Origin of the sequence: Streptomyces lomondensis, assembly GCF_014651035.1 — a bacterium.
Taxonomy (GTDB): Bacteria; Actinomycetota; Actinomycetes; order Streptomycetales; family Streptomycetaceae; genus Streptomyces; species Streptomyces lomondensis.
The window spans coordinates 503,355-524,244 of record NZ_BMWC01000002.1 but is presented as its reverse complement, the minus strand read 5'-3'; the positions used below and the strand labels follow the sequence as shown (position 1 = coordinate 524,244).

Annotated in this window: 14 protein-coding genes and 1 riboswitch; of the genes, 6 read left to right on the top strand and 8 right to left on the bottom strand. The window is 68.6% G+C overall.

Going from position 1 to position 20,890, the window contains the following annotated elements; genetic code table 11:
* Window positions 1-126: 126 nt before the first annotated feature.
* Window positions 127-1,419, top strand: a complete 1,293-nt coding sequence (locus IE255_RS09760) for an ATP-binding protein (RefSeq protein WP_190049790.1) — start codon at window positions 127-129, stop codon at window positions 1,417-1,419.
* Entirely contained in the window at window positions 1,416-2,156 is a 741-nt protein-coding gene (locus tag IE255_RS09755; RefSeq protein WP_190049789.1) for a LuxR C-terminal-related transcriptional regulator, read from the top strand. The genes IE255_RS09760 and IE255_RS09755 overlap by 4 nt, the downstream gene beginning before the upstream one ends.
* Before the next feature lie 11 nt (window positions 2,157-2,167).
* On the opposite strand, the gene IE255_RS09750 is transcribed toward IE255_RS09755, so the two are convergent.
* Window positions 2,168-3,235 (bottom strand): C40 family peptidase, encoded by a 1,068-nt coding sequence (locus tag IE255_RS09750; protein WP_190049788.1) that lies wholly within the window; start codon window positions 3,233-3,235, stop codon window positions 2,168-2,170.
* 422 nt (window positions 3,236-3,657) lie between these two features.
* Here IE255_RS09750 and IE255_RS09745 point away from each other — a divergent pair, with 422 nt between their 5' ends.
* Window positions 3,658-4,011, top strand: a complete 354-nt coding sequence (locus IE255_RS09745; RefSeq protein WP_190049787.1) for a hypothetical protein — start codon at window positions 3,658-3,660, stop codon at window positions 4,009-4,011.
* On the opposite strand, the gene IE255_RS09740 is transcribed toward IE255_RS09745, so the two are convergent.
* Window positions 3,989-4,924 (bottom strand): SLAC1 family transporter, encoded by a 936-nt coding sequence (locus tag IE255_RS09740; RefSeq protein ID WP_190049786.1) that lies wholly within the window; start codon window positions 4,922-4,924, stop codon window positions 3,989-3,991. The two genes, IE255_RS09745 and IE255_RS09740, sit on opposite strands and share 23 nt — an antisense overlap.
* A gap of 226 nt (window positions 4,925-5,150) precedes the next feature.
* Here IE255_RS09740 and IE255_RS09735 point away from each other — a divergent pair, with 226 nt between their 5' ends.
* A complete protein-coding gene (locus IE255_RS09735; protein WP_190049785.1) occupies window positions 5,151-6,419 on the top strand; it encodes a pentapeptide repeat-containing protein in 1,269 nt (422 codons plus the stop codon).
* 271 nt (window positions 6,420-6,690) lie between these two features.
* Here IE255_RS09735 and IE255_RS09730 read toward each other — a convergent pair whose 3' ends face one another.
* Window positions 6,691-8,358 (bottom strand): pentapeptide repeat-containing protein, encoded by a 1,668-nt coding sequence (locus tag IE255_RS09730; RefSeq protein WP_229906337.1) that lies wholly within the window; start codon window positions 8,356-8,358, stop codon window positions 6,691-6,693.
* Window positions 8,359-8,940: 582 nt separating this feature from the next.
* Here IE255_RS09730 and IE255_RS09725 point away from each other — a divergent pair.
* Window positions 8,941-9,570, top strand: a complete 630-nt coding sequence (locus IE255_RS09725; protein WP_190049783.1) for a class I SAM-dependent methyltransferase — start codon at window positions 8,941-8,943, stop codon at window positions 9,568-9,570.
* 253 nt (window positions 9,571-9,823) lie between these two features.
* Here IE255_RS09725 and IE255_RS09720 read toward each other — a convergent pair whose 3' ends face one another.
* The 5 genes from IE255_RS09720 to IE255_RS09700 all read right to left on the bottom strand — a co-directional run bounded on the left by IE255_RS09720 (window position 9,824) and on the right by IE255_RS09700 (window position 17,914).
* On the bottom strand, window positions 9,824-12,649 hold the full coding sequence (locus IE255_RS09720; RefSeq protein WP_190049782.1) for a TniQ family protein: 2,826 nt from the start codon (window positions 12,647-12,649) through the stop codon (window positions 9,824-9,826).
* The gene (locus IE255_RS09715) at window positions 12,646-13,734 is read right to left on the bottom strand and encodes a TniB family NTP-binding protein (RefSeq protein ID WP_190049781.1); all 1,089 of its coding nucleotides are present in this window, start codon (window positions 13,732-13,734) and stop codon (window positions 12,646-12,648) included. Before IE255_RS09715 ends, IE255_RS09720 begins: the two co-directional genes overlap by 4 nt.
* Complete coding sequence (locus IE255_RS09710) at window positions 13,731-15,776, bottom strand: TnsB C-terminal domain-containing protein (protein ID WP_190049780.1); 2,046 nt, start codon at window positions 15,774-15,776, stop codon at window positions 13,731-13,733. The genes IE255_RS09715 and IE255_RS09710 overlap by 4 nt, the downstream gene beginning before the upstream one ends.
* The gene (locus IE255_RS09705) at window positions 15,773-16,525 is read right to left on the bottom strand and encodes a TnsA-like heteromeric transposase endonuclease subunit (protein WP_190049779.1); all 753 of its coding nucleotides are present in this window, start codon (window positions 16,523-16,525) and stop codon (window positions 15,773-15,775) included. Before IE255_RS09705 ends, IE255_RS09710 begins: the two co-directional genes overlap by 4 nt.
* 219 nt (window positions 16,526-16,744) lie before the next feature.
* Window positions 16,745-17,914, bottom strand: a complete 1,170-nt coding sequence (locus IE255_RS09700) for a C40 family peptidase (RefSeq protein WP_190049778.1) — start codon at window positions 17,912-17,914, stop codon at window positions 16,745-16,747.
* A gap of 8 nt (window positions 17,915-17,922) precedes the next feature.
* Window positions 17,923-18,093, bottom strand: a riboswitch (cyclic di-AMP (ydaO/yuaA leader).
* A 312-nt stretch (window positions 18,094-18,405) separates the two neighbouring features.
* Here IE255_RS09700 and pcrA point away from each other — a divergent pair.
* Complete coding sequence (pcrA, locus tag IE255_RS09695; RefSeq protein ID WP_190049777.1) at window positions 18,406-20,883, top strand: DNA helicase PcrA; 2,478 nt, start codon at window positions 18,406-18,408, stop codon at window positions 20,881-20,883.
* Window positions 20,884-20,890: the final 7 nt, after the last annotated feature.

The following is a 20,890-nucleotide window of genomic DNA, read 5'->3' as shown; positions in this document are numbered from 1 at the left end:
CGGACCCTGATATCGGCCCTGAGCCAGGGCTCGGGAAGCGTTCGACGGACCGGCCCGCGGAGATCAGGGGAGTCTCCGGGGCCGACCCTGATGCTCCGGCCTTCCGCACGTGTGACCATCAATGGCATGTCGGAAGCCGCAGCAGCGCCAGTCGCCGAGCCGCGGCCGCCGCGCAAGCTCTACCGCAGCAGCGACGGACGCTGGCTCGGCGGGGTGGCGCGGGGGCTCGCCGGCCATCTCGGGCTGCCCGTGATCTGGGTACGGCTCGTCTTCGTCGGCCTGTTCATGGCCGACGGTCTCGGCGCGCTGCTGTACGCCGCGTTCTGGTTCTTCGTCCCGCTCGGCGTCGGCGGCGTAGAGGCCCAGAAGCCGCCCTCGCTGGTCACCACGGAGACCTCGCCCGACGGCCGCCGCAGACTCGTCACGCGCAGACCCGACAAGGGCCAGATCGTGGCGCTGCTCCTCATGGTCGTGGTGGCCATGGTCTTCGTGGGCAACGTGAACCTCAGCGGCGGCGCCAGGGTGTACCTCTGGCCGGCCGTGCTGGTCGGCGCGGGCGTGGCCCTGGTCTGGCGGCAGGCGGACAACGCCCGCCGGGCCCGCTGGGTCGAGGTCGGCCGCCGCCGGCGCACGGTCACGCTGCTGCGCTCGGTGGGCGGTGTCCTGCTGGTGACGGCCGGCGTCTCCGGCATCTTCGTCCTCCAGGGCTCCGCCGCCCATCTCGGCTCGGTCCTTCAGGCGGCGCTCGCGGTCCTCGTCGGGATAACGCTGCTCGCCGGGCCCTATCTGGTGCGCATGACACAGGACCTCTCCGAGGAGCGCCTGATGCGCATCCGGGCCCAGGAGCGCGCGGAGGTCGCCGCCCATGTGCACGACTCGGTGCTGCACACCCTCACCCTGATACAGCGCAACGCGGAGAACGCGAACGAGGTGCGCCGCCTCGCCCGCGCCCAGGAGCGCGACCTGCGCACCTGGCTCTACAAGCCCGAGGGCACCGGCAAGGACGAGGCCGACGAACCCGCGAACCTCGCCGACGCCGTGCGGCGCAACGCGGCCGAGGTGGAGGACAAGCACGGCGTGCCCATCGAGGTCGTGGTCGTCGGCGACTGCCCGCTCGACGAGCGGATCGCCGCACAGATGCAGGCCGCGCGCGAAGCAATGGTGAACGCCGCCAAGTACGGTGGCGAGGGCGGCGCCGTGCAGGTCTACGCCGAGGTCGAGGGGAAGACGGTCTTCGTGTCCGTCCGGGACCGGGGCCCCGGCTTCGACCTCGACTCGATACCCGCCGACCGGATGGGTGTCAGAGAATCGATCATCGGCCGCATGGAGCGCAACGGCGGTACGGCGCGGCTGCGCGCGGTGCCCGACGGCGGCACGGAGGTCGAGCTGGAGATGGAGAGGGCGGAGAAGACGTCATGAGCGACCCGACCGAGTCGAACGGTACGGCGGGATCGGCGGAGGCGCCCGGCCCCGCGGAGTCGGGCGGCGGCACCGGGCGTCGCGTGCGCGTGGTCCTCGTCGACGACCACCGCATGTTCCGTACGGGCGTCCAGGCCGAGATCGGGCAGACCGAGCAGACCGGTGTCGAGGTCGTCGGCGAGGCCGCGGACGTCGACCAGGCGGTCACGGTCATCACCGCGACCCGGCCCGAGGTGGTCCTCCTCGACGTGCACCTGCCGGGCGGCGGCGGGGTGGAGGTGCTGCGCCGCTGTGCCGCGCTGATGGCCGACGCCGAGCAGCCCGTCCGCTTCCTCGCGCTGTCCGTGTCGGACGCGGCGGAGGACGTGATCGGCGTGATCCGCGGCGGGGCCCGGGGGTACGTCACCAAGACGATCACCGGCACGGACCTCGTGGACTCCATCTTCCGCGTCCAGGAGGGCGACGCCGTCTTCTCGCCGCGCCTGGCCGGGTTCGTCCTCGACGCCTTCGCCTCCACGGACGCGCCGCCGGTCGACGAGGACCTGGACCGCCTGACCCAGCGCGAGCGTGAGGTGCTGCGGCTCATCGCCCGGGGATACGCGTACAAGGAGATCGCCAAGCAGCTGTTCATCTCCGTGAAGACGGTCGAGTCGCATGTCTCGGCGGTCCTCCGCAAGCTCCAGCTCTCCAACCGGCACGAGCTGACGCGCTGGGCGACGGCTCGCCGGCTGGTGTGACGCCGGTCCGGTCACACCACCCGCGTGGCACCCGCGTACGGCATCTCGTCGAGCGGCGCGACCCGGACCGGGGCGGACGGGTTCGGGGCGTGGATCATCCGGCCGTTGCCCACATAGATGCCGACGTGGCTGATGCCCGCGTAGAAGAACACCAGGTCTCCGGGGAGGAGTTCGGAGCGGGAGACGCGGCGGCCCGCGGCGATCTGGGAGTACGTCGTGCGCGGCAGGGAGACGCCCGCGGAGCGGTACGCGGCCTGGACGAGGCCCGAGCAGTCGAAGGCGTTCGGGCCGGTCGCGCCCCAGACGTAGGGGCTGCCGAGCTTCTGGTAGGCGTAGGAGACGGCGGCGGCCGCGCGGGCGTTGGGCGCCTGGGCGGTGGCGGATCCGGGGGCGGCCAGGCTGCCGCGCGGGCCCGTCGAGGAGCGTGAGGCGCGGCCGGTGCCCGGCGCTTCTCCGAGTCTGGAACGTTCCTGCACGTCGAGCCGGGACAGCAGCTGCCGTGCGGAGCCGAGCTTGCCGGTGATGGTCTTCTTGTGCCGCTTCAGCTCCGTCTGCCGCGACTTCAGGGAGGTCAGCTCGATGTGGGCGGCCCCGCGCAACTGCTCGATCTCCCGGAGTTGCCGGCGTACGCGCCCGACTGCGGCCTTCTGACGGTTGCCGGCCCGCTCGACGAACTCGGCGTTCTCCAGGTACCGGTCGGGATCGTCGGACAGGGCGAGCTGAAGGGCGGGGTCGAGACCGCCGGTGCGGTACTGCGCGGCGGCGACCGAACCCAGGTCCTCGCGGGCCGAGTTGAGCCGCTCCTTGGTGCGGGCGGCCTGGTCCTGGAGGTCCTTCAGACGCTGCCCGGCCGCCTCGGCCTTCTCCTTCGCGCCGTTGTACTTCTCGGTGGCGACCTCCGCCTCCTGGTACAGCTTGTCCACCTTGGCCTTGACCTGGCCGGGGGTGAGCTGTGGTTCGGCGTGTCCGGTCCCGTCGAAGCCCGTCGCGGTCGCCGCACCGGCGAGGGCGATCGTGGCGGCCGTACGGGCCGTGCCGCCGCTCGCGGGGCGCTGTCGGGGCTTGCGGTGCGCTGCCACCTGGAGGCCACGTCCTTTCCTCGACCGCCGGGTGGGTGCGTAGGGCCGCCCGGGGGAGCGGACGGGCGGCCTGCGCGTCCGGCGACGGCCCGCACAGGGGGAGCGGAGCCGCCGCCGGACCTTCTCGGCGGTGGTGCCCGACTGCCGCCCCTGGCCCGGGCGGCTGTGGGGAGCCGGTCACCTGGTGGAGGACGCTAAACCCCGTCGTGCGGGCCGGTGGCGGGTGCGCGGAACTGTCCCGAGAGGACCGGTGGTGACCGTATGCGACCGTGATCCGGCCTGGGCGCCGTCGTCTTAACTCAGCGTGATGACCGATGCGTCGATTCGTAGGAGAGTGACGGTGATCGGGTGCTATGGGGCGCATATATGCATCGATGGGCCGGTGTCGGACGGCCCAGGGGCCCTGATTAGGCTCCGGCCTCATGGACGTACTCATCCACCTCTTCGTCGGCCTCCACATCGTCGGCATCGCCGCGCTCTTGGGCGGCTTCCTCACTCAGATGAAGGCGATGGGCGAGGGCACCGCCCGCTACACCCCCGCGATGCTGCACGGCGCTCTGACGATGCTGGTCACCGGGGTGATCCTGGTCGGCCTCAACCAGGCCGACGACCAGTCCGTGAACAACATCAAGATCGGCGTGAAGCTGGCCCTGCTGATCGTGATCCTCGGCCTGGTCTATGTGAAACGGGACGACGAGAAGGTGGACAAGGGCCTGTTCGGCCTGGTCGGGCTGCTGACCACGGCGAACATCTTCATCGCCGTGCTCTGGACCTGACCCTGCCCGGCCTTTCGCCGGCCCGCGCCGAGGCGACCGTCCAGGCGGTGCACCCGAGCCACGCCGCCACCGCCAACCACAGCAGTGCCTCCCCGAGGCCGTCGAGCCAGGGGGCGTCGAGGGCGGCGGCGACCGCCAGGGCGGCCGTGGCCGTCACGACCGCGGCGAACACGGTCGCCCAGCGCCGTACGTCGTAGCGGCGCCGGGGCCAGAAGAGCTCGGCGGTGAACAGGGCGACGCAGCAGATCGCGGTGAGTACGAGCAGCGCGACGGTGACCCTGCTGAGGACGGCGTGGTCGTCGTCGTTCCACAGGTACAGGCGCTCGCTGTCGGCGCTGAGGAGCTTCGCCCCGGCCAGCGCCGACACGGCGAGCGCGCCGCCCGCGAGCCAGTGGTCCCCGGCCCCCTCGCCGACCTGCCGCGGCTCGAAGCGGAACAGGGCGAGGCAGTAGAGCACGAGCCCCAGCCAGAACAGCGTCAGCGCCGCGTGGGCGAGCCAGGCCGCCGACTCGGCCGCGGCGAGCGTGGCGCCGAGCACGGCGAGCCCCTGGGTGGCCACGCAGCGCAGGAACACGGTGCCGTGCCGCCGCGGGACCCCTGAGGCGAGGAGCGGCGTCCAGAGCAGCGCGGCGAGGGCCAGCAGCGCCGCGGCCGACCGCTGCCGGCCGGCCGCCGAGAGGCCGGTGCCGACCACGGCGGTCGCGGCCACGAAGGTGAGCGCGGTCGCCGTCTCCGCCCGCCAGGCCGCCCGTCGCACGGCGTGCGCGATCGCCCCCAGCCAGGCCGCGCAGGCCAGGACGACGGCGATCCGGGACAGGACCCCGTACCCGGCCGAGTCGAGACCGACCGACAGGGTGCCGGTCGTCAGCGCGTACGTCGCCCACAAGGGGGCAGACGAGGAGGGGCCGGACATAGCGCCGATGCTAGAGAGCGCCGCACGCGCGACGAGAGGGGCACGCGCGCGTGCCCCTCAAAATCCTCCGGTGCCTTGTAGGTTCCGATTTCAATTGTCGTTCGGTGGCGACGTGACCTGGGGCTTCGGAGTGTGGTCCAGCCTTCTTGTCGGGGGTTTCGTCCGGACTAACTGTCGGTTTCTGTCGGCTGCAACCAGTCGTGCACCTTGGGCAGTCTTGTCGGTAATGAGCTCACGTCTGCCCCGGCGCCAGGCCGAACAGCGCGGTCTGCGTCTGTGGCCCGTCGGCATCGTCTTGGTCCTTGCCTTCATCGCTGCGGTCCTGGTGGCCGCGGTTGTGTTCTACGCAGGTTGGGACCTGCTCGGCGTAACCGGGTTGAAGCCTGAGCCGCGCATTGACTCCAAGACGCTGTTCGATCTCGTCAAGCTTGCCTTCGGCGTGGTGGCTGGCGCGGGTGCCCTGGTAGCCCTGGTTGTGGCCTACCGTCGCCAGCGCGTCGATGAGGACGGCGCGTTCCGTGACGCCACCCGATTACATACCGAACGCTTCACCACTGCCGTTTCCCAACTCGGCGAAGAACCCGCGGCAGTCCGCCTCGGCGGCGTCCACGCACTGGCTGGACTCGCCGACGACGCCCCCAACCGTGAACTGCGACAGACCTGCATCGACGTCCTGTGCGCGTACCTCCGACTGCCCTACACCGCCGAAGCCGACCTGCCGGCGAACGACCCGAAAGCCCGCCACACTTACCTGGCTCTGCGGGAAGTCCGGCACACCGTCGTCAGGCTCCTTCGCGACCGCCTCCGTCTACCCCTCCACCATCACCACTCGTGGCAAGGTCACGACTTTGACTTCACTGGCGTCATCTTCGACGGTGGCGACTTCAGCGAGGCGGTCTTCTCCGGCGGTACGGTCGAGTTCACCGGGGCGGTGTTCTCCGGCGGTACGGTCGACTTCACCGGCGCGGTGTTCTCCGGCGGCGCAGTGGACTTCCATGGGGTGGTGTTCTCCGGCGGCACAGTCGACTTCAGCTTCGTGATGTTCTCCGGCAGCTCAGTCAGCTTCAGCAGGTCGACACTCTCCGGCGGCACAGTCGACTTCCACGGGTCGAGGTGCTCCGGCGGCGCGGTCCTCTTCGTCGGGTTGACTTTGTCCGGCGGCACGGTCGACTTCGATGGGGCGATGTTCTCTGGCAGCACGGTCCGCTTCAACAGTTCAACGTTCTCCGGCAGCACGGTCCGCTTCTACGGAGCGACATTCTCCGGAGGTACAGTCGACTTTGATGGATCGACATTCTCCAACGGCACGGTGCACTTCAACAATTCGACGTTTTCCGGCAGCACGGTTCACTTCGACGAAGCGACGTTCTCCGGCGGTGCAGTCGACTTCAGCGATGCCGGAGGGACTGCTCCAGCTAGCCTGCTTCCGGGACCAGGATTCCCCCTGCCAAATGGGCTCATCCTGCCCACGGCTTGGCAATCGCCGCCTCCCTAGTCGAGGCCACGGCGCGATCCCCATCAGTCCGGGCCAAGGCCAATCCACGTGTGCAGCACGTGACGTAGCCGACGACGGCACGGACGTCACCTAGGGCTTATAGCCTGTTTACTCAGCGGAGGCTGCTGATCGCGAGTGCAGGCAGGTTAGGCAAGTCCGGCTTGGCATGTCTTGGAAGGTGTTTCGGGTTGAAACACCTTCCCGAGCTCGGGGACTGGGGACGTCGGATAGGGGTCACTTTCCGTGGCGAACTGCCACCGATGGTGGTGGTTCAGCGTTTGACCCGGTTACGGACAGCCAGGACGGCGAGCGTCAGAAGGACGGGCTCGGTCAGGCGTGAGGTCATCTCTATGTAAGTGCCAGAAGTAGTCAGGTCCTGGCCAGAGGAGCGGAACACCACCGAGTTGAGCGTGACGTACAGAGCCTTCTCGAAGCGCTTGCCGGTGAATCGGTTGCCGGTAGGGTCTTGCGGGTCGTCCTTGTTGATCTCGAAGGTGACCTTGCCTCCGCTGGCCGGGACGGTGCCGGTCGCTGTCTGCTTCGGGGTGTCTTTGGCGAGGCCGACGGCCATCAGCAAGACGATGGTGAGGAGCATGGCGGCGCCGAGCCAGGCCAGGGCCCGGGAGGCGCGCAGGCCGTAGCCGGACAGCGCCCAGTACGCGGTCAGCAGCCGCCGTTCACTGTGGGGGATGTCGTCGGCGTGGCGGCGCATCTCCATCTCCCCGTAGTAGAAGTCTGCGGCCCCGGGCTCGTGTTTGCCGTCCTCGAAGGCCTTGCGCAGCGCCCGGTATACCGGCGCGAGCTGCAATGGCCCGGTGCGCCCGGCGCCGAGGACCGCGATATTCCAGCCCTGCACTGCCCTCGGCTGGTTGGCACGCCAGTGGTGTTCCTCGGCCAGGACGCGGCGTTCGGCGAACCACATAGGCCACCATCGTCGCCAGTGCACGGCGGGTGGGGCTGTGTCGAACGTACAGGCGCCCTCCAGCCTCAATTGATCCAGGTGGACCGTGCCAGCGAACAGGCATCCTGACAGGTTGATGTCGGCGAGGACCAGGTGGGCTGCATCCACCCCACGCAGCGATGCCACCCGCACGCCGGGATCGGGCGCCCTCTCAAAAGGATCCTCGGCCAGCTGCCGACCGTCGGCGAGAACGAACGGATCTGGCTCCGCGGCGATCGTGAGGGGGTACTCGAACACCGCATGAGCAAAGTCCACCGTGGCGTAGCGCAGACGTACCTCTGCTGTCGATGACCAGCGTGTCCGACGACACTCCAGGCGATGGGCGGCAAACGCCAGGGTCACTGGGCCGCCGAACGTCGCCCTGGACAGCAGGACTCGCCCAGTGCAGATTAAAGGCCCTACGGTCACAGCTTCCTTGAAGGTTGCAGACTCGAACCAAGCGTCGCCTTTGAAGGTCGCCGACTCGAATCCGGCCTTGCCCTCGAACGTCGCGGAGTCGAAACCGGCGTTGCCCTTGAAGGTCGCCGACTCGAACCAGGCTTTTCCTTTGAAGGTCGCTGCTCCGAACACAACGCTGTTCTCGAAGGTCGCCGACTGGAACCTGGCGCTGCCCTCGAAGCCTGCCGACTCGAACCAGGCGATGTCCTTGAAGGCCGCCAACCCGAACCCGGCGACGCCCTTGAAGGTCGTCGACCTGAACCCGGCGTGGCCCTTGAAGGTCGCCGACTGGAACCAGACATCGTCCTCGAAAGTTGACAACTGGAACCAGGCATTGCCCTCAAAGGTCGCCAACCCGAACCCGGCAGTACCCTCGAACGTCGCCGACTCGAACCCGGCGCTGTCCTTAAAGGTTGTTGACTGGAACCCGGCGTGGCCCTTGAAGATGGCCGACTCGAACCAGGCGATGTCTTGAAAGGTAACCGACTCGAACCAGACGTCACCCTCGAAGACTGCCGACTCGAACTTGGCGACGCCCACGCGAGGGTGGCCAGTTACGGGGTCACGGAGGGCGTTGAGGAGGGCGCCGAGAAGGGATCCGGTGAACGAAGTGCCGCGGTGGTCGATGTCGGCGCCGGGGACCAGATCCGCAAGGTAGGCATCGCGGTCGAGATCGGCCAGGTGTGCGAGACACGCAGTGTGACCCGACACACGAATGCCGGGACATCCGAAGAGGTTTTCTGGGTTGGCACCCTCGCCACAGTGCAGCCAGCTCTGCGGGGTCGGGGACGGTCCGTGGGGTGGCTGAGGCATATCCGAGAGACGATTGCACACGGCCCAGCGGTTGCGGATCTCACCTCTCGCCTATACCCGTTTCTCTCGCATCCGCCCCGGCGAGCGACGCCAGGGGCACGCTGCCCGGAACAAGGAGCGCCAGGGAAGCCGGTGATCGTGGCTGCCGAACTGGGCTGAAGAGTCTGCGGATACTTGTAAGGCATGTGTGCCTTCTCCAAACTACCCGGGGCGTGCCGTGATCAGGTGACGTGACGATCAGTCCCGAGGGGAAGGGCCGGTACGGGGCGGAGAACGGCGGTGCACGGCGGGGGTGTTAGCTTCCTGCCCGTGTTAGAACACCAGGATGAGACCAGGGCGGCCTACGACGGGGTCGTCGAGCTCTATGCGTCGATGTTCACTAGTCGGTTGGAGACGCGGCCGTTCGCACGGAACATGATCGGCACCTTCGCCGAGTTGGTGCGTGATACGGGGAACTTGCGGGTAGCCGACGTCGGGTGCGGACCCGGTCATCTGACGGCCATGATGCACGACTTGGGGTTGGACGCCTTCGGCATCGATCTCTCCCCGGCCATGGTCGACCACGCTCGGCGGGCCCAGCCGACGCTGCGGTTCGACGAAGCGCGAATGGAGGCCCTGCCGATCGAGGACGGCGGGCTCGGTGGAGTGCTGGCCCACTACTCGATGATCCATACCCCACCTGAAGAACTGCCCGCGCTACTTGCTGAGCAGGTGCGTGTCCTGGCACCAGGGGGTCTGCTCCTGGTGTCCTTCTTCGGGACTGAGGGGCCGGAGCCGGTCCGCTTCGATCACAAGGTGGCGCCCGCCTATAGCTGGCCGGCGGAGCAGTTTGCCGGGTTGCTGACCGAGGCCGGGCTCGTCACGGTGGCTCGGTTGCTCCACGACCCAGCGTCCGAGCGCGGCTTCCTCGACACACACTTGCTGGCCCGCCGCCCGTAGAGACTGACCTGCGGACTCTTGAGTTAGTTCGGTCAACATGCCTGACGCTTCTTCTGAACCTGAGATAACGCGTACTGCTGGTTCGATCCGCCAAGTGCAGCCGTGGCGGCCCGCCGCCCGACATCGCCAGCCTCACAGTTTCTTCAGGCCGTGATGCGGTGTTGAGTTTCGAGATGGGCGGCGCGGTGGCCCTCAGCGGTGAGGGTGTAGAAGGTGCGGCGTCTGCCGGGGCCGCGGCCAGGGGTGGCTCTGTTCATCCAGGCGGCGTCGTCTCGAGGCGGCTGGTGAGCCATCCTGCGCGTTCGAGTCGCTTGAGCTGGGGATAGAGGGTTCCTGGTTCGAGGCCGGTGCGTGGGATGACCTCTGCTCCGTAAAACTCCTCCTGTGGTCGGGTCAGCAGGTGCCGCAGGAGGATCAGCGTCGGTCCGGTGATGCGGACACGCTCGACAGCGATGTCGCTGAAGGGGGTGGGTGGGCCGGGATTGCGGCGGATTCTGAATTTGGCGTGGGCGGCTTCCAGGGTGTGATCGTCGGGTTGAGCCGTGATCTGGTCATGCTGGAGTGAGGTGGTCATGAGGGCCTGTACTCGGTTTTTTTCGAGGTTGCGCAGCAGTTGTCGGCCCTGCTTGGTGGGCTGCTGGGGTCGGCCGAAGGCTGCTCGGTTGAAGAGCGGCGTACCGATGTCACGTTCCAGCCGCTGAAACTGTGTGACCAGGGCGTTCGGTTCGACCTTCAGGTAATGGGCGGCGCTGTCGAGAGACGGGAAGCGCATGGCGATCTGGAAGCGGTGGAGCCGCAACCAGCCATGGAGTGTGCCTTTGACGGCGGTCCGGACGGCACGCGGGAGGTTGGCGTCGGTCTTGGTCATGATCGTGCGGCTGTGCACTCCCGGTGGCCGCAGAGGGATATTCAGGCGCTTGAGACGTCGACGCACTGTCTCGTCCTCGGTGCCGAGTTCTGAGGCGATGTCGAGGGTCGAGCGCTTGTGGGTGAGGTATTGCTCGCGTAGCCATGCCGGGTCCATGGGGAAAGGCTTGCGGGTGCGGCGGACGGTGACGCCGAGGGCGCGGGCATGAGCAACGGCGAGCGGGCGCGGGATGCCGGTTTCCCGGGCGATGTCTCGAAGGGGCTTGCCGCCGTCGATGTACTCGCGTTGAAGGAAGTCTGCGGTGAGGACGGCTTTGGCCTGCTGACGGAGGCGCCAGGAACCGACGCTCGATCGCCTGCTCCAGGCGCGGGGTTCGCGGGGAACGCGTTCCAGTGCGAACCGGACGTGGGCCAGGGTGGTGTCCAGAGCTCTGGCCGCCTCTCGTGGGGCACGTTGTTCGGTGATGACGATGCGGCGCACTTCCTCCAGGTCGAGGTCGTCGAGGCGGCGGCCGGGGAGGGCGAGGCCGTCGGCGCATTCCTGCGGTGGTTCCCAGGTCAGTGGTTCCTTGATGCTCAGGTCGTGCAGGATGCCGACCGCGTGCTGATGGAGCGCGTCGCGCTGGTCGAGGGTCAAGGAGGGCGGGAAGGCGAAGTAGCGGGAGCGGTCGGCTACTGATCGCAGGGTGAGGGGGTGGCGTGGGTCGGTCAGGTCGGCTCCGGTGAGCAGTTGGTTGAGGTAGCGCTGGGCGTTGAGGTAGCGGGGCGCCACGGTGGTCTTGCTGCTGAGCTGTTCACCGGGCTGGTTGCCGGTGCGGAAACAGAGTTCCCGCCAGTCGTCTGGGCTGATCGGGGCTACCGGGATGAGACGTCGGCGACGCTCGTAGTCGATCGGGCTGCCGTGATCGTCGAGGTAGTGGGCGAGGTTGCAGAGCGCGGTGAGCACGGCGGGATGCCCGGACTTGAGGGCTCGCTGCAAGGTGACGGTCATGGCGTTCGGCAGGTGCGGGCCCAGGCGGTCGGTGACGCCCCGTGCCCTCAGGTCGGGCTCGCCAGGCAGGAGGAGAAGTGCGGCGGCGATGCCACGGAACAGGTTCTCCTGCGTTCCCTCCCGGGGCATGAGCCGGACTGTCCAGCTGGGCCAGAGAAGTTGCGGAACATGACGGATGCGTGCGCCCGCCCTCTGGTCGCCGGGGCTGGGGACGCGGGCGCGGGGGGTGGAGGAGGCAAACCGGACACGGTCGAGGGCGCCCATTGTGTGGTCGCCGGCGTGCAGGAATCGGCGCTGTGCGGGAGGCGAGAGCTGGGACCACTGTTCGGCGGTCATGCCTCGGGGGATCACCTTGTTCGCGGTGTCGTGCCGTGCTCGCAAGTTGTGGACGGCATGGACGGCGAAGGAGTCATCATCTGTGTTGAGGAAGGGCAAAGCCGTGTGGGCGATCACGCCGCTGACGGCGGAGCCGAGCGGCTTGGCCCGATCGGCAGGGGTCCGCGTGGCCAGTGGCCGGTGCTGCCAAAGCCGCTGGATCGTCGCGCCCATGGGAGCGACGTTGTGGTCGTGGATCGTGTGCATCAGCCATGACGTGCAGTGGTTGAGGTCATCCAGGACCGTGCGGGCCGTGGCCGGGGTGGCGAGCAGGCTGTCGACGCGGCACTGTGCGGCCAGCAAGGGGTGATCAGAAGTCAACGGCAGAAGTTCGGCGCTGGACAGGTCGGTGCCGCAGACCGATGCCAAACGGGAACCGATGGTGCAGGCCGTCGGCGGGAAGCGGTGGGTGTGTCCGGGCAGTCTGACGCGTGTCCCTTTGCCGCAGCCGGGACAGGTGTCGTGCAGCAGTGCCTTGTGCGCAGTGCAGGCGAAGACCCAGGGGAGCCACCACTTCAGTAGCCAGCGTCCCTCCCGTTCGGCCAGGCACTGGGGGCAGAATCGGCATCGCCGCTGACGCCGGGGGCCGAAGGGGAAGCCGGGGCCGATCACCGCTTGGTCGAGGCGGCCGGCCGGAAGGCCGGTGCGGGTCTCCAGCATGCGGAGGGAAGCGGTGGGCAGGTCGGTGACCAGTGGGCGTGTGAGAGAGTGCCGGGGCAGGCCCAGGACGCGCAGGAACGCGGAGAGGGGCATGCCGTTGCGACGGCTCAGCGCTTCCAGCCAGCTGTCCACACCCTCGCCGGGCAGAATCGGCAACCGCAGCGGCAGCACACGCGTCTCGGTCACAAGGCATCCCCGAGCACGGTAGTGATGTTCGCATGGGCCATCCCTGCGGCCAGCTGCGTGCGTGCCTGCTCCGACGCTTCGTCCAGCCGGACTCCGTCGAGCACCTCGCGGGTCACGGCTTCCGTGCCGTTGCGGATCGCGCGGTAGCAGCCCCGCATGAGCAGGGTGAAGTACGACCCGATGTGCCCGCTGGTGCGTTCGAAGAGGTAGTCCGCGTGGCGCAGCAGCATCCCGGGCCGGTGCTCGGCAAGGACGAGCTGGCGTTCCGTGGCCTTGATCAGGCTCCGCCAGTGGCGGCGGCCCTGCTCGGTGTCGAGCCGGAACGGATCGACACCCAGACGGGTCCAGCGACGTGCGGTCTGGGCCAGGGCCACGTTCTTGCCGGTCAGACCGTCGGCGAAGAACCGCCGCTCGGCCAGACCGACACCGACATAGACGAAGGTCACCGGCAGTTCGTTGGCGAGCCACTTGAGGTGGTTGGACACCGCCAGGCCGTCGCGGCGGTCCAGGTCGATGAAGTGGATGTCGTCGATGATGCCGAGCTGTGTCTCGCAGGACAGGACACAGTCCAGGGCGTGACTGGCCAGGGCGGCCGCGTTCGCCCGGTCGGTGGCCGGGTGGCCGTAGTACTCGCAGATCATCCGGTTCAGGGTTCGCAGGGTGGTGTTGGAGGTCAGCCCGACACGGAAGACCGGGATGCGTTCGTGCCCGGGCTCGGTGACCGGGGACAGACGGCGCATCTGCTGACGGTCGAAATCGCGGCCGAACAGGTTGGCGATGGTGGTCTTGCCCAGACCCGGCAGGGCGTCAATGACGGCGGCGGAACGGATGCGGTCGCCGTCCTGCCGGTTGCTGGCCACGATCTGTTCGAGTTCGTCGTGAATGGCCGCGAGCTGTGGAGTCTGCACGATGCCGAAGTTGGCGTGCCAGTCGTGCCGGGCGTCGTTGTAGTCCTCAGCTGCGGCCTCGCCCAGCGCGGTTAGCCGGGCTCGTGTCAGGGTCTCAGGCCGGAGCCGGGGCGGAGCGTCGGCGAAGCGGCGCCAGCCCTCCTTGCGGGAGAGGCTGAACAGGTTGGGCTGCCTCACTCGATCACCTCGAAGGCGTCGGCGTAGAAGTCGTCGCCTTCAGGGATGTCGAACAGTTCGTCCTCGTCATCGCTGTCCCCGGCCGGCAGTTCCGGCACCAGCCGCAGCTCCGGAGGCGTCAGAGGGCCGGACTGGTCCGGCAGCACCGGCAGGGACAGAGCCCCGCGTTCAGCCGACAACCTCACCGCGATGCGGCGTTCGCGCCGGTCGGTGACCATGCCCTGGTCCCAGCGGGCCAGAAGATCCGCAAGGGCCTGCGCGGAGTCGACGTGCCGACCCTCCCGGGCGGCGAGCCTGCGGGCAAAAGCGGCGGCCTCACCGCTGAAGGCCATGTGTAGTGCGGGTGCGTGCTCCCAGTGCAGCGCGTGCCAGGAGTCGTCGGCAGGGTCCTGGAAGTAGACGAACCGTACGTCGTCAGGGTTGACGTGGATTGGCCACTGCCGTCCCATTCCGGGGTAGGGGCTGGGTGTGTTGCGGTAGCCGTCCAGAACGGGGCCGTTGTAGCGCATCCCGTCGACCTCGACCCCGTAGTGCTGGATCGTGCGTGCCTTGACCGCGAGAAATTGAAAGGCTAGCTCCGGCGACGCGGGCATGCGCAGCCGTCCGGCCCGGGATAGACCGATGCGGAGCATCTCCAGCGGCGACAACGACAGCTTCGGCCACTGCGGAATGACCAGTCCGTCATGCTCACGCCGGTGATAGACCTCCGAGATCCACTCAGGGATGATCTCCTCCACCTCGTGGATGAAGAAGAACGCGGCATCCTCGACCGCCTCACCCCGGCTGTGGACATCGGGCCCCTTGTATGCGGGAAGGTGCTGGATCAGCCCCTCCCGCAAGGTGCGGAAGAAACGCTCGACCGTCGGCTTGTCCGTTGGCTTCTTCGGCTGGGCTGGCTGAATCGACATGCCCAGACGGGTGCAGACCCCGATGACATGCGCCGAGATGAACGCCCGCCCATGATCGATGACCAGCGTCTCCGGCGGACACAGCCCGCCGCCCGGCACGAGCCCCTCCTCGGTGAACACCACCTCGTCCCACAGCCCGTGGTAAGGAGCCAGCGCGGGGCGGATCGAGTCATCCAGCGGAGGGCAGGCCGCCTCGAAGAGCACACTGGCGACATCGAGCGCCTTCGTAGAGCAGGCCGTCACCCGCAGGCCGACAATGCAGCGCGAGAACAGGTCTTGAGCAACGGTGAGCTGGAGCGGAACCCACCGGCAGGTCACCGGTTCCATGGCATAGATGTCCAGGTCCTGGGTGTCGAGCACGACGTACTCACCCGGTCGGGCAGCCCGCAGCCGCCCGTAGGCGCCCTGCGGCCTGTCCGCGATCGAACGGCGTGCCTTGGCACTGCCGGAGACCGCGTTCGTGCCCTTGGTCAACACGGCAAGCCTCGCGTAGGCCGTGCTCCGGGACGGAACGGCGACGATGCCCTTGCCGTACTCGCTGTTCAGCCGTTCCTCGACCCGCGACAACAGGGCCGACCGGGTAGGGGTCGAGCTGGCCACCGACTCCGCCACCACGCGGCGGACCGCTTCCTCCCACCGGGGATCGACGCTGGAAGTCCTCCCGGCGCGGGCGTCCACGAGCCCTGCATCGCCGCTTTCCCGGTAAGCGGTTAACCAACGCTGCAGCGTGCGAGGCGAGACACCGAGCTCAGCTGCCTTGGCAGCGGTCCGCTCTTTGAGCGGGAGATCGGGGCCGTATTCGGGCCGAGGTTCGCCAGGCAGAGCATCGGTCGCGTGCCCGGACTGGTAACCGCTGAGCACTTCGCGGACGTGCCCGGCCCGTTCCCGCAGCCGCTGACGCTGGTCGGCCGACAAGGACGCCAGCAGCAGGCCCACCCCGTCCGCAGCGGCCTGCGCTGGCTCATCCATCGACCGGGCGTTGGCCGCCAGCCGCCCGAGCGGAACGGAGCTGTACTCGCCCGTCCGCTCGTTATGGACCGTCGTCCGGAGCCCGTCGATGTCCACGACCTCGACGACGTCACCACCGAAGAAGAGACGCACCCCCGGGAACAGCGACACCGCGTATGCGTTCATGCCGCCACCCGCACCCGGCTTGCACCGTTCAGCGGAGTCCGCAGGTCAGCAACGAGCCGACCGGACCACACCAGGTGCAGGACGACCGGACGGACGATCTCGCACGGGTGCTGCCCGGCCAGCGCGGCTTCGACGGCACCGATCGTCGGCTGGCAGGTGGCAGCCTCCAGCACATGCGGGACGAGCGAGGCTTCCACCAGCTCCCGGCGCCGGTAGCCGGCCAGGAAGCGCACGTTCTCCACGACGGCCTGCTCAGCCCCCGACCAGGTCTCATAGACCCAGCCGCGGCGCGAACACACCCGGCGTGTCCAGTCGAACTGCGCGATCACCTTGGGATCCCTCATACGTGAGGGCGCCTTGACGTCCACGACAGTCACCAGACCGTCGGCATGGACGAGGAACAGATCAGGAACATGACGGCGAACGCGGTCACCGTCAGCACCGACCAACTGGAACGGCTGGGCCGCGACCTCCACGACATCCGGCGCGAAATCGGCAAGCAGAATGCGGGCGAGCTCCAGTCGACTCTCGTAGGCCACGAGACGACCCGTTGTGGCGGCGTGGTACCAACCCGAGTAGTGCTTCCGACCCCGGTACCAACGGAACTCGCGTACCGGCTGTCCGCCAGCGACCTCGTCCACCGGGACCCTGTGGAGTTCGGCCTCGACCAGCCGACCGTCGGCCCGCCGGTACGCCGCCCGAACCGTCCGACTATCTGTCGCGTCCGCGACGCCTGGACCAGTCCCCATGGTCGCCCCTTCGTGTCCGATGCCATCGACACCAAGACACTGGCAACCACCATGAGTAACGTGGATGAGAAGCCGGGAAGACCAACGAGGTAGTGGACCCGTGCGGTATGGCACGGCCAGGCGCCGGACCTGGCCGTGTACCGAAGAGAGCGTGTCGACTGACAAGTTGACGACAAGTCACTCGGACAGCGACATCTCTAATCGGAACCTACATGCCTCTCAGGCCGGCCGCACCACGCTGTGGATCGCCGACTCGCCGTCGTAGTAGATCGACTCCTCGCGCACGTAGGTGCCGGGCTTCGGGGCGTGGATCATCATGCCGTTGCCGATGTAGAGGCCGACGTGGGTGACGTCGTCGTAGAAGAAGACCAGGTCACCGGGCTGGGCCTGGGAGAGGGGGACCGTGCTGCCGGCGGCGACCTGGTCGTAGGTCGTGCGTGGCAGGGTCACGCCCGCGGCCTTCCACGCGGCCTGGGTGAGGCCGGAGCAGTCGTAGGAGCCGGGTCCGACGGCGCCCCACACGTACGGCTTGCCGATCTGGGCGCGGGCGAAGGCGAGGGCCTTCTCGGCCTTGGTGGCGTACGAGGAGTCGGCCGGGGCCGTCGTGGACGTCGAGCCGGAGCCCGCCGACGCGGAGCCGCTCTCCTGCTGCCGCGCGGCCTCCTCCTGGGCCTTCTGCTGCTCGGCCTGCTCCCGGGCCAGCTCGGCGGCCTTGCGGGCGGCCTCCTCCTGCTTCTCCTTCTCGATCGCCGCGAGCCGCGCCTTCTCCTCGGCGGTCAGCTTCGACAGCAGGGCGCGCGCGTCGGCGAGCTTCCGCTGGACGGTGGCCTTGGCGGTCTTCAGGTCGCCCTGCGACTCGGTGAGCGTCGCGAGGCTCTCGGTGGCCTCCTGGCGCTTCTGCATCGTCTCGGACTGCTGCGTGACGTAGTCGTCGACCGCGACCTTCTGACGGCCGGTCATCCGGTCCATCAGCTGGGTCTGGTCGAAGTAGTCCTGCGGGGTGTCCGCGAGCAGGAACGTCGCGGTGTCCGGGGCCGAGGCGCCGGTGCGGTACTGGGCGGCGGCGAAGGAACCCAGCTGCTCCCGCGCCTCGTTGAGCTTCTGGGTGCGCTGGGCGACGTCGTCGAGGAGGGTGTCGACGCGCTTGCGCTGCTTCGCGGTCTTCTCCTTGGCCGCGTTGTACTTGTCGGTCGCCGACTCGGCCTGGCGGTACAGGTCGTCGACCTTCTTCTCGACTTCCTCCAGGCTGGGCTTCTCGTCGGCCTCGGGGGCCGCGTTGGCCGACTGGGACAGCAGGGCCACGGAGGTGAGGGCCGCCGTTGCCAGGGCCGGGGTCCGTATGCCTGCCACGCGCGTACCCGTAGGACGCGACTTGCGGTGCGACGCCAAGGGAGGCGACTCCTTCCATGTTCCGCCTACCGGGTTAGCTGTCGGGTTCGGGCGGGTATGTCGGAAGGGTTGCCCTACGGCCTGCTCCGGAAAGGGAGTCGGGCCGATTCACCCCAAGTTCTCGGTGGGTCCCCGGCTCCGGCTGCTCGGTGGCGCACCGGACTCGGCGGAGGCCGCGCGGCCCGGCGACGTTCGCCGGTGGGGGTCATGCGGCCCGTCCGCACCGTAGCCAACTCGTGTGGCCCCTGTGAAGGTTGATGGGTGATATGCCCGATACATTTTCGTGACCTTATTCATGAACGTCGCGGACAGTGAGCGATCAAGGGGGATTCGTTATAAGTCATCCCTGATTGCGACGTCGTCGCGCACCGTGATCACGTCGCACTGGAGGGTGACAATGCGCCGAAGTGTGGTCGGCGGGCCCCGGGCTTCCGGCGATGTTCTCAGGGCGGCGGCGGGCTGTCAGTGGGGCGCCCTAGACTCGTAGAGCGATGAGCAGCCTCTTTGACGACAGCTTCCTGGCGGACCTCCAGGCCCAGCGGGGCCCCGCGGACGAGCCCCCGCCACCGCCCGAGGACGATCACGCTCCGGAGTCGATTCCGGACGATCTGTTCGGCGGGAAGTTCGACGTGCCGCCGGACCGGGACACCCACTACCGCGACGGCGCCCCGCGCCCGGTGGTGGACACCGCCGCCCTCCTGGAGGGGCTGAACGACAACCAGCGCGCCGCCGTCGTCCACTCCGGCTCCCCCCTGCTCATCGTGGCCGGTGCCGGCTCCGGCAAGACCCGCGTCCTCACGCACCGCATCGCCCACCTGCTCGCCGAGCGGGGCGTGCACCCGGGCCAGATCCTCGCGATCACCTTCACCAACAAGGCCGCCGGCGAGATGAAGGAGCGCGTCGAGCAGCTCGTCGGCCCGCGCGCGAACGCCATGTGGGTCATGACCTTCCACAGCGCGTGCGTGCGCATCCTCCGCCGGGAGAGCAAGAGGCTCGGCTTCACGTCCTCGTTCTCGATCTACGACGCCGCCGACTCCAAGCGCCTGATGGCCCTGGTCTGCCGCGACCTGGACCTCGACCCCAAGCGCTTCCCGCCCAAGTCCTTCAGCGCCAAGATCAGCAACCTGAAGAACGAGCTGATCGACGAGGAGGACTTCGCCGCCCAGGCCTCCGACGGCTTCGAGAAGACCCTCGCCCAGGCCTACGCGATGTACCAGTCGCGGCTGCGCGAGGCGAACGCCCTCGACTTCGACGACCTGATCATGACGACGGTCAACCTGCTGCGCGCCTTCCCGGACGTCGCCGAGCACTACCGCCGCCGCTTCCGGCACGTGCTGGTGGACGAGTACCAGGACACCAACCACGCCCAGTACGCCCTGGTCCGCGAGCTGGTCGGCACCTCCGAGCACCCCGTCGACGTGCCGCCCGAGGCCGAGATCCCGCCGGCCGAGCTGTGCGTGGTGGGTGACGCCGACCAGTCGATCTACGCCTTCCGCGGCGCGACGATCCGCAACATCCTCCAGTTCGAGGAGGACTACCCGGACGCGACGACGATCCTGCTGGAGCAGAACTACCGCTCCACGCAGACCATCCTCAGCGCGGCCAACGCGGTCATCGAGCGCAACGAGTCCCGCCGCCCCAAGAACCTGTGGACCAACGCGGGCTCGGGCGCGCAGATCACCGGCTACGTCGCCGACACCGAGCACGACGAGGCGCAGTTCGTCGCCGACGAGATAGACCGCCTCACGGACGCGGGCGAGGCGAAGGCCGGCGACGTCGCCGTTTTCTACCGCACGAACGCCCAGTCCCGTGTCTTCGAAGAGGTCTTCATCCGCGTCGGCCTGCCCTACAAGGTCGTCGGTGGCGTCCGCTTCTACGAGCGCAAGGAGGTCCGGGACGTCCTGGCCTACCTGCGCGTGCTGGCCAACCCGGAGGACTCGGTGCCGCTGCGCCGGATCCTCAACGTCCCCAAGCGGGGCATCGGCGACCGCGCCGAGGCGATGATCGACGCCCTCGCCCAGCGGGAGAAGATCAGCTTCCCGCAGGCGCTGAAGCGCGTGGACGAGGCGTACGGCATGGCCGCGCGCTCCACCAACGCCGTCAAGCGGTTCAACACGCTGATGGAGGACCTCCGTACGATCGTCGAGTCCGGCGCCGGACCGGCCACGGTGCTGGAGGCCGTCCTGGAGCGCACCGGGTACCTCGCGGAGCTTCAGGCCTCCACCGACCCGCAGGACGAGACCCGGATCGAGAACCTCCAGGAACTCGCCGCCGTCGCCATGGAGTTCGAGCAGGAGCGCGGCGAGGGCGAGCAAGGCACGCTGGCCGACTTCCTGGAGCAGGTCGCGCTGGTCGCCGACTCCGACCAGATCCCCGACGAGGAGGACGGCGACGGCGTCATCACGCTGATGACCCTGCACACCGCCAAGGGCCTGGAGTTCCCGGTCGTCTTCCTGACCGGCATGGAGGACGGCGTCTTCCCGCACATGCGCGCCCTCGGCCAGACCAAGGAACTGGAGGAGGAGCGGCGCCTGGCCTACGTCGGGATCACGCGCGCGCGGGAGCGGCTGTATCTGACGCGGTCCACGCTGCGCAGCGCCTGGGGCCAGCCGTCGTACAACCCGCCCTCCCGGTTCCTGGAGGAGATCCCGCCCACCCACGTCGAGTGGAAGCGCACGGGCGCGACCGCTCCCGCCTCCTCCGGGCCGGTCTCGGCGGTGGCCTCCTCGCTGTCGTCGTCCCGCTCGCGTTCCTCGGCCTCGGGCGCGTCCGGTTTCGCCACGCGCCGCGCCTCAGAGCAGCCGGTGGTGTCGCTGGCGGTCGGGGACCGGGTCACGCACGACCAGTTCGGGCTCGGGACCGTCGTCGCGGTCAAGGGCACGGGCGCGAACGCCGAGGCCACGATCGACTTCGGCGACACCAAGCCGAAGCGGCTGCTGCTGCGGTACGCGCCGGTGGAGAAGCTGTAGCCCGGTG